Raw genomic sequence first — 8,533 nt, 5'->3', positions numbered from 1 at the left:
CCGAAACCGCCGTGCAGATCCAGCTCGCCGAGGCCGATCTGGCCACCCGCGACATGATGCTGGCCGCCGCCCTCGAACGCCTCGACCAGGCCCGCCGCGACGCCGACAGCCAGGCCCGCTACCTCACCACCTCGGTCTACCCCCTGCCCTCGCAGGACCCCAGCTACCCCCGCGCCTTCGAGAACACACTCCTCACCTTCCTGATATTCTCGGGCATCTACCTGCTCATCTCCCTCACAGCCTCCATCCTCAGAGAGCAGGTCGCGAACTGAAAACGGCCCGGTCCCTTGAAGGGACCGGGCCGCGTCAGACGGCGTGGCGATGTGAGGACCGTGTCAGGCGGCACGCACCGCCGAGGCGATCGCGCTGACCGCGACCACCATGCCGACCTCGCCGCCGGACAGCACGGCGATGCCGCTCATGTCCTTGACCGAGGCCAGCACGCCCTGCAATTGCCGCAGCTTGACCAGTTGCTGGCCCAGCAGTTCATCCACCGGAATGGCCATGCGCCGACCGCTGCTGGCGACGATGACATAGAGGTGCGCCTGGCCCTTTTCCGGTGGTGACCACGTGGTCAGTGGATGAACCGGGATCAGCCCGTCCTCACCGAGATTGAGCATGCAGACCGTGGTGCCCGCCGTCACCGGCAGCAGCCGGTCGCTTTCGAGGATGCGCTGGATGGCATCGATCGGCAGCACGTAGCGGATGCGCCCGATGCGCACGACCATGCCATCGAGCACGATCAGGTGCTGCGGCACCCGCAGGTGAAAGCGCGTTCCGGCCCCGGCGGGCAGCGCGACGCTGCGCATGTCTCCGTTGCGGCGTTTCAGGTCGATCCGCAACCCGTCGAGCCTCGGATCCTCGGCGGTGCTCGGGCTGTTGTCGGTCACCTCGAGGCGGACATGATCGCTTTCGGCTTCGATCGAGATATGGAAGCGGGTGGCAGCATGCACCGCGTCGAGGCGGAGGGTGACGATGGTCTTGAGCAGGTCTCGCAATTCCTCGATCAGGAGCTGATCCAGAACCACGTCACCGCCCACATAGGTCACGCTCGCCTCGTTGCCGCGTTTCTTGGCATGAGTGCTGACATAGGCCTTGAGCGGGCGCAGCAGCACTTCGGCCGGGCGCGACCGCTGGGCCATGCTTTGCTGTTGCAGATGCGACAGTTCGGAGGAGAGCTGGGCGCTGGCCTCGCTGATTTCCTGGATCCGGGCCCCGTAGCTTTCCAGCCGGTCGCGCAGAAGCCCGCGCAGCTTGCCGTCGAGATTGTCCATCCCGGCATCGCGCAGGGCATCGAAGATGTCGCGCACGACATCCACCGACGACAACTGTTCCAACTCGTGATCGACAAGCGCATGACTGGCCGAGATCGCGCCCACCGCTTCGAGCAGGGCGAGACTGTCGGAGGCATCGCCGGAAAGGCTGAACTCCATGCCGTCCGGGTCCTGGGTCTCGGCATCGGTGGCGTTCTTCACCTCCAGCGCCCGGACCATCGACAGGTTGCGGCCCGACGGATCGAGCATTGTCAGCCGTTCCATCATCCGGTCTTCCTCGAACGAGGAGGCCACGAGGAAGTCGAACAGCGTCGCGTTGTCGAGGAACACCGTGACGTTGGTGATCATCTGGACAAGGCCAGAGGTGATCCATTCGAAAAAGCCCTGCGCCAATGCGTCATGATCGTTGAGATCGGCGCGCAGCACGTAGAAATGCAGCCCCTCCTCGATCGCGACATGGGCGCTTTTGGCGCTTTCCGGCGACATGACGCGGTGAAATTCCGGCGGCAGGCCAAGCCGGGTTTCGATGCTCTTGGCCGACACCATGCCACTGGCGACGAAACAGACATTCGTCGCCTCTTCGAACATCTGTTCGATGCGCGAGGTGTCCGGCGTGTCGCCCTGATCGAGCGCGTCGAAAACCAGCTCCATCGTGTCGACGAAACCGCGCCCCATCTGCAACAGGATGACATCAGGGGTCTGGTTGTCGATGCGGATACGCGAAAACAGGTCGATCAGCGACATCGTCAGCTGTGAGGCGGTGTCGATCTTGAAATTCAGGCAGGCATGGTGGACCTGCCGCATCAGCGTCTCGAAATCCGGGAACCAGTCCTTGCCGGCCCGGCTGCGATCATCAAGCCCCGCCCGGAGTGCCTGCAGGGTGTCGAACACGCGGTCCGAACACCAGGCGCCGAGGATCTTGCTGGGCGCGATCAGATCCTGCGAGAAAGTGCCCTTGGGCACGGTCCGTTCCACGCCGAGCAGTTCCTCGTAAAGGCACAGCTCTGCGGTCTGGTAGGCGCTGCCGGGGGTGGCGGTGGCCAGATCTTCGACCGCATCCAGAAGCCGGACAAAGCCGAACGGATCGACCAGGCGCCGGATCCGGGAGGACAGATCGCGGCGGGCGGCGTCCTCGCGGGGGGTGTCGCTGCGCATCGCCATGCCCTGCTCGGCGATCTCGGGATAGAGATCCGCCAGCGCGGCGAACATCGATGTGATGTCGGACCCGTCCGCATCCGCCGTCCCGGCGTCCGGCGGGATGTCCTCGTTCGGGACGCTCTCTTGGTAGAGCACGCGCAGATCGGCCAGCAGGGTCTCGGTGGCGTCCTTGCCGTTTGTGCCTGCGTCCACATAGCCCTGCATCGCCCCGATCCAGTCCGACAGGGACATCTGCCCTGCTGCATAACACAGGCCGTCGGTGGCCTTGTGTGCTGCGGCGGGGCTGTCGGCCTCCGACCAGTCCGCCACAAGCGCCGCGATCTTGCCGATGGTGTCGGCGGCCATGTCGGCGAAGATCTTCTGGTACATCGGGTCGATGGTCTGCAGCTTGCCTTCGGTCACCTCGGCGACGGTGGCGACCTTCGGGGGCGGTGGGGTCGCGTCTTCGTCCTCGGCGTCGGCAGGCGCTTCGGCGCTGTCGTCGTCATCCTCGAAAAAGCTTTCGTCGAAATCGCTGCCGCCATCCAGCTGGTCCAGCAGGCCGGCAAGACCGGGGTCGAAGGCCGGGGCCTTGGCCGCCTTGGGAGGCTGCGGCGGTTCCGGGATGTCCATGGCGGGTTCCGCCTCGGGCTTCGGGGCCTCTTGGGGTTCGGGTGTGGCTTCGGCAACCGGTTCTGGGGCCTCTGCCTTCTCTGGTGCCTTTTGGGCAGGCAGGTCTGGTGCCGCTTCGGGCGGGTTTTTTGCCTCTGCCTTGGGTGCAGGGGCCTTTGCTTCAGGGGCCTCGGGTTCGGGGGCCTTGCCGGTCAGCCGGTCGATCAGCGCCTGCAGGTCCGCCTTCAGCCCTTCCGACGGTTCGGGGGACACGTCGGCCTGCGTGTCGGCGGTTTCCTCGAGCATGCCGCGCAACGTGTCGCCGGTGCGCACGAGCAGATCGATGATCTCGGGGGAAAGCGGCACGCCCTCGTCCCGGACAAGCCCGATCAGGTCTTCGGCAAGATGCGCGACCCGTTCAACATTTGCCAGACCGAGAACACGGGAGTTCCCCTTGAACGTATGCACGGCCCGAAACAACGCTCCGATCTGCGCCTTTGTATCCTCGGGCGCATCCTCTTCCAGTTCGGCGAGGGTTGTTTCCATCGCGTCCAGGGCCTGCGCGCCGTCATCGGCGTACAGGGCCCAGATTTCATCCATTTCATCCGTCATGGCGTCACCACCTGCGTCTTGGGTTTCGGTCCGATCGTCAGGCGTTGACCAGGGCACGCATGACGCGTGTCAGCTCGTCGCCGGTCTTTTCTTCGAGATCGTGGGATACGGTGCCCGAAGGCTTCGAGACGACGCCATCGGCGCCCAGTTCACGCGCCTTTGCCGCCAGCGGCGAGCCCTGCACCGTCACCGAGGACAGCATGCAGATCTTGGCCCGTGTCTTGAGCTTGGCATGGCGCAGGAATTCCAGCCCGTCCATCACCGGCATCTCGATGTCGAGCAGGATCAGGTCGAGATCGGGATGGTCGGGCAGCTTGTCCAGCGCCTCCTGCCCGTTGGCCGCCTGGGCGACCAGTTTGAAATCCTTGCGGGCGTTCAGAAAGCTGGAGATGTAGAGCCGCATCATCGCGGCATCGTCCACTACCATCACCTTGTAAGCCATGTTTCACTCCGATTGAGGTTTGCAGGCCAGTCCTGGCCCGTCTGACAGATGTTGACCCGAACGGGTGCAAATTGAGGCGCGCGGCAGGTCATGCACGGGCGGCGGGGATATCCACGATGTCGATCTCTTCGTCCTCCACGAGGCGGCTGACATCGAGCAGGATGGCGACGCGCTCGTCCATGCGGCCCAGCCCCTTGACGAGGCTGCGGCCCTCGCTGTTGCTGAAGCTGTGGGCGCGGTCGATATGATCGTCCGGGATGTCCAGCACCTCGTTGACGCCGTCGACGATCAGGCCGACAGGCGCATCGTTGACCTGCAGGACGATCACCACGGTGCGGTCGTCATACTCCTTTTCGGGGATGCCGAAGCGCAGGCGGACATCCATCAGCGGGATCACCTTGCCGCGCAGGTTGATCACGCCCTTGATGTAATGCGGCACGTCCGGAACGCTCATGATCCGTTGCAGGCCGACGATCTCGGTCACGACGGTGATCGACACGCCATAAAGCTCGGTGCCGACGGGAAAGGTCAGGTACATCGTGTCGATCGGCTCGGACAGTTCGGCCTGGAGTCCGGGCATGGCCTGCGGATGATCGGTGTTGGAAAGCTGTGTCATGCGGTAATTCCCTTTCAGACTTTCTGGGGGGCTGAGGCGCCTGCGAGGGGCGTGTTTGCAGAAGATGTGCCAACCGAGGCGAGAAGCCGGGCTGCCATCTGGTCAAGCGGAACCTGTTCCAGCGCCGCTCCGAGATCCCAGGCCTGCGCCGGCATGCCGTAGATCACCGAAGAGGCCCGGTCCTGTGCGAAGGTCTGCGCCTGGGCGTGGCGCAGCGCGAGCAGGCCGCGGGCGCCATCGCTGCCCATGCCGGTCAGCACGGTGGCCGAGACCCGCGGGGCGGCGATGGTGAGAGAGCGGAACAGCTCGTCTATGGCGGGCCGCGAGAAGCTGACCGGATCCCCCGGCACAAGCTGCACTTCGAGCTCGTTCCGGTCCGTGCGCTGCAGCACCATGTGCCGGTCGCCGCCGGGGGCGATCAGGGCCAGACCCGGACGCAGCACATCGTTCTGGCGCGCTTCGCGGACCTCGATGGCGCAGGTCTGGTTCAGGCGGCGGGCAAAGGCATCGGTAAAGCCTTCCGGCATGTGCTGGACGATCACGATCGGCGGGCAGTTGACCGGCATGAGCGGCAGGACGGTGCCAAGCGCCTGCACGCCGCCGGTCGATGCGCCGATGGCGATGACCCAATCCCTGGCCTGTCTTTCGGACCAGGCCAGCTTGCGCCGTTCGACCGGGGCGGGGTGATGATCCAGGCGGGCACGGGCCAGTGTCCTGAGCCGTGCGCCGACATCCGCCAGCGCCTCGTGCGCCGCCTGCCCCGGAGCAAGACCGCGGGGTTTGGGAAAGACATCCAGCGCGCCTGCCTCGAGCGCCTCGATCGACATCCGGGTGCCGCGCTGGGTTTTGCCGGAGATCACGATGGTGGGGATCTTCAGCCCGACGATGGTGTTGCGCAGGAAGTCCAGACCGTCCTCGCCCGGCATCTCGAGATCGAGCGTGATGACATCCGGCGTGGTGTCCCGGAGAATGGCCTTGGCGCTTTCGGCGCAGGACGCCTCGCCGATCACCTCGAGCATCGGGTCCACGTTCAGGGCACGGGTCAGGAAGCGGCGAAACACCAGTGAATCGTCGACGACCAGGACCCGGACAGGGCGTTTCGAAAGGGGCATCAGAACGCCCTCCTGTAGATGCCCGTCGAGATCGGTTCCCAGCGATCATGCAGGTCGCGGATGGTCTCGGTCACGGAGGTCACCAGCAATCCGCCGGGTTCGAGGCAGTGATACAGCGCCTCGACTGTCGCAGCCTGGTCGTCCTGATCGAAATAATACAGGATGTTGCGGCAGAAGATGACCTGGAACGGACGGGTAAAGGGATAGGGCGTCGCCTTGAGGTTCATGCGCCGGAAGGTGCAGACATTGCGCAATTCGGGCATCACCTGGTATTGCTCGATGCCGGTGGGCCGGAACCAGCGCGAGACGATCTGCGGATCGGTCTGCGAGAACTGGCGGTGCGGGAAGATCCCCAGCTCGGCGCGCTCCACCACCGGGCCGCTGATATCGGTGCCGAGGATCTCGATCCTGTTCAGCACCGGGGTTCCAAGCCGGGCCGCCAGCATGATCGCGATCGTATAGGCCTCTTCGCCGGTCGAGCAGGCAGCCGACCAGATGCGGAAATTGGGCTGTGCCTGGATCATCGGCACCGCGAGCTCGACGAAACGGTCCAGAACGTCGGGTTCGCGGAAGAAATAGGTGTGGTTGATCGAGGCGGCATGCATCACGGCCAGTTCGACATCCTGCGCCCGGGCCGAGAGCAGCTCCTTGGCCAGCCGGTCGAGATCGTCGAAGCCGAAGCGCCGCAGCACCCGGTCCATGCGCTGACGCAGCAGGTCGGATTTCGACGGCGGAAAGGCGATCCCGCAGCGCTGGCTGAGCCATGCGCGGATCTGTTCGAACCCGGCCTGGTCGACGGAGGTGGTCATGCGGGATCCCCGATGACAAGGCGCTGGCAATCAAGGACCATCGCCACCTCGCCCGAGGCCAGCAGGGCAAACCCCCAGCTGGCCCGCAGCCGGGTCAGCGCGCCTTCGAGCGGTTTCATCACGACCTGCTGGCGGTCCATGACCTCGTCCACGGGCACCGCGATCGGCCCGTTGCTGGTCTCGAAGATCAGCGACACCATGTCGGTCAGCGCGGGCATCTCCTTGCGCATGCCGACGAAGAACTGCTCGAGCCGGCAGACCGGGATGAAGCGGTCGCGCAGCCAGAGCATCTCGGCGCCCTTGCCGGCCGAGATGTGCAGCTTGTCGGTGGTGCCGGGCTTGGTGATCTCGACGATGTCGTCGATCGGCACGCAGAACAGGTGGGTGCCCGACCGCAGGATGACGCTGTCGAGAAAGGCCAGCGACACCGGGATGTGCAGCGACACCGTGGTGCCCCTGCCCTCTTCGCTGGTCACCGCGATGCGGCCGCGCAGGGCGTCCATCGTGGTGTTGAGAACATCCATCCCGACGCCGCGCCCCGACAGGGTGGTGACGGTGTCGGCGGTCGAGAACCCGGGCTCGAAGATGGCCTTCCACAAGGTGTTGTCGTCAGGCTCCTCGGTTGGACCGAAGAGGCCGTTCTGGCGCGCCTTGGCAAGGATCTTGCGGCGGTTCAGCCCGCGCCCGTCATCGATGATCTGGATGCGGACCTCGCTGCCGGTCTGCGTCGCCGAGAGCGTCAGCGTTCCGGTGCGCGACTTGCCTGCCGCCTCGCGTTCCTCGGGCGGCTCAAGCCCGTGGTCTGCGGCGTTGCGCACCACATGCAGCAGCGGATCATAAAGCCGGTCCGCCACCAGCTTGTCGATTGCGGTGTCCTCGCCGAGGATCTCGAGCCGGATGTCCTTGCCGGTTTCGCGCTGCAACTCGCGCACCATACGTTTGAGACGGCGGAACACTTCTGCCACGGGCACGAGACGCAGCTCGCTTGCGGCGTCCTGAACCTCGCTGACGATCATCGACAGACGGTGCGCCGCGGCCTCAAAACCCACCAGGTCCAGATGCGCCAGTTCCGGCGCGTTGATGGTTTCCGAGACCGACAGCGACAGTTCCCCGACGAGGTCCATCAGCCGTCCGATCTTGTCCGAGGAGACGCGCAGAAGAACGTCACCCGCCGCCTTGTCAGACCCGTGTTCGACCTTGGCTGTCATGGTGTGTGCCATGCACGAAGGGTTCGCTGAAGAAACGCCATGGCCATGTTCCTGTGATCTTTCCGACCTGTTTCAAGTCAGGCGCAGCTGCGCCGGCACCAGGTGAGTGCAACCTCCGTGCCAGCCAGTCAGCCAGCGTCAGGCCGCATCCTCGGCATTGCCGTCAAAGTTGAAAATGCACACCCCGTCGAACCCGGTCGAGCGGAACAGGAATGTCTTCTTCATGGTTTCAATGAAGCCACCATGCTTTTTCTCGAAGGTTTTCAGATCGGCGATGGACGGGAAGAACAGGTTGACGGAAATGTCACCTTCCTTGCCGATCATCACGGTGAGCCCGGACACGTGACATTCCGGGATCGCATTTCCCAGGATCTCGGTGATGAAGGGGGCTGCGATCTGTGCCGCGTCGAGGCTGGGAAATTTGAGATGATACGTTTTTGATAACATGATTGCCTGCCTGTTGGACCAGTCTGATCATGCAAACGGACTCGGGGCGGGAAATGTAAGGATGTCGGGGCAAGACGACGTCCCTATCTTTCGGTCATCCATGATCACTTTCGATACCTCTCCGCCGTCGATCGGCACGGCCTTTTCTTAAGACAGGAGGGTTGCATCGCCTGGTTCGACGACAGTTCGACATGTGACGGGTAGCAATGGGTTAACGCGTCGATATTCCGACATGTGGCGCGGGGATTTGAGCCTGGCGCGGTG

General features: G+C 64.4%; 7 protein-coding genes and 1 pseudogene. 1 reads left to right on the top strand and 7 read right to left on the bottom strand.

The window, feature by feature from the left end; translation table 11 throughout:
- Positions 1-272, top strand: a pseudogene (locus tag IEV82_RS23175) (capsule biosynthesis protein); the annotation flags it as partial.
- A gap of 63 nt (positions 273-335) precedes the next feature.
- On the opposite strand, the gene IEV82_RS23170 reads toward IEV82_RS23175, so the two are convergent.
- From IEV82_RS23170 to IEV82_RS23140, 7 genes are all read right to left on the bottom strand, one after another.
- On the bottom strand, positions 336-3,635 hold the full coding sequence (locus tag IEV82_RS23170; protein WP_188484454.1) for an Hpt domain-containing protein: 3,300 nt from the start codon (positions 3,633-3,635) through the stop codon (positions 336-338).
- 37 nt (positions 3,636-3,672) lie between these two features.
- A complete protein-coding gene (locus IEV82_RS23165; RefSeq protein WP_188484453.1) occupies positions 3,673-4,077 on the bottom strand; it encodes a response regulator in 405 nt (134 codons plus the stop codon).
- An 88-nt stretch (positions 4,078-4,165) separates the two neighbouring features.
- Positions 4,166-4,693 carry a chemotaxis protein CheW gene (locus tag IEV82_RS23160; protein WP_229748003.1) on the bottom strand — a complete coding sequence of 176 codons (528 nt, stop codon included), beginning with the start codon at positions 4,691-4,693 and terminating at the stop codon, positions 4,166-4,168.
- A 14-nt stretch (positions 4,694-4,707) separates the two neighbouring features.
- Entirely contained in the window at positions 4,708-5,805 is a 1,098-nt protein-coding gene (cheB, locus tag IEV82_RS23155) for a chemotaxis-specific protein-glutamate methyltransferase CheB (protein ID WP_188484452.1), read from the bottom strand.
- A complete protein-coding gene (locus IEV82_RS23150; protein ID WP_188484451.1) occupies positions 5,805-6,614 on the bottom strand; it encodes a CheR family methyltransferase in 810 nt (269 codons plus the stop codon). Before IEV82_RS23150 ends, cheB begins: the two co-directional genes overlap by 1 nt.
- Positions 6,611-7,834, bottom strand: a complete 1,224-nt coding sequence (locus tag IEV82_RS23145) for a chemotaxis protein CheA (RefSeq protein ID WP_229748002.1) — start codon at positions 7,832-7,834, stop codon at positions 6,611-6,613. The genes IEV82_RS23150 and IEV82_RS23145 overlap by 4 nt, the downstream gene beginning before the upstream one ends.
- Positions 7,835-7,960: 126 nt before the next feature.
- Positions 7,961-8,269: a hypothetical protein gene (locus IEV82_RS23140; protein WP_188484450.1), complete on the bottom strand. Its 309-nt coding sequence runs from the start codon at positions 8,267-8,269 to the stop codon at positions 7,961-7,963.
- Positions 8,270-8,533 lie beyond the last annotated feature (264 nt).

The sequence above is a fragment of the Marivita lacus genome (assembly GCF_014637725.1).
Classification (GTDB): domain Bacteria; phylum Pseudomonadota; class Alphaproteobacteria; order Rhodobacterales; family Rhodobacteraceae; genus Marivita; species Marivita lacus.
This window is presented reverse-complemented; position numbering and strand designations above follow the sequence as displayed.

What these genes read in the sequence shown, in the direction of transcription:
- cheB (WP_188484452.1), bottom strand. Translation starts at nt 5,805, where the DNA reads ATGCCCCTTTCGAAACGCCCTGTCCGGGTCCTGGTCGTCGACGATTCA.
- IEV82_RS23170 (WP_188484454.1), bottom strand. Translation starts at nt 3,635, where the DNA reads ATGACGGATGAAATGGATGAAATCTGGGCCCTGTACGCCGATGACGGC.
- IEV82_RS23140 (WP_188484450.1), bottom strand. Translation starts at nt 8,269, where the DNA reads ATGTTATCAAAAACGTATCATCTCAAATTTCCCAGCCTCGACGCGGCA.
- IEV82_RS23150 (WP_188484451.1), bottom strand. Translation starts at nt 6,614, where the DNA reads ATGACCACCTCCGTCGACCAGGCCGGGTTCGAACAGATCCGCGCATGG.
- IEV82_RS23160 (WP_229748003.1), bottom strand. Translation starts at nt 4,693, where the DNA reads ATGACACAGCTTTCCAACACCGATCATCCGCAGGCCATGCCCGGACTC.
- IEV82_RS23165 (WP_188484453.1), bottom strand. Translation starts at nt 4,077, where the DNA reads ATGGCTTACAAGGTGATGGTAGTGGACGATGCCGCGATGATGCGGCTC.
- IEV82_RS23145 (WP_229748002.1), bottom strand. Translation starts at nt 7,834, where the DNA reads ATGGCACACACCATGACAGCCAAGGTCGAACACGGGTCTGACAAGGCG.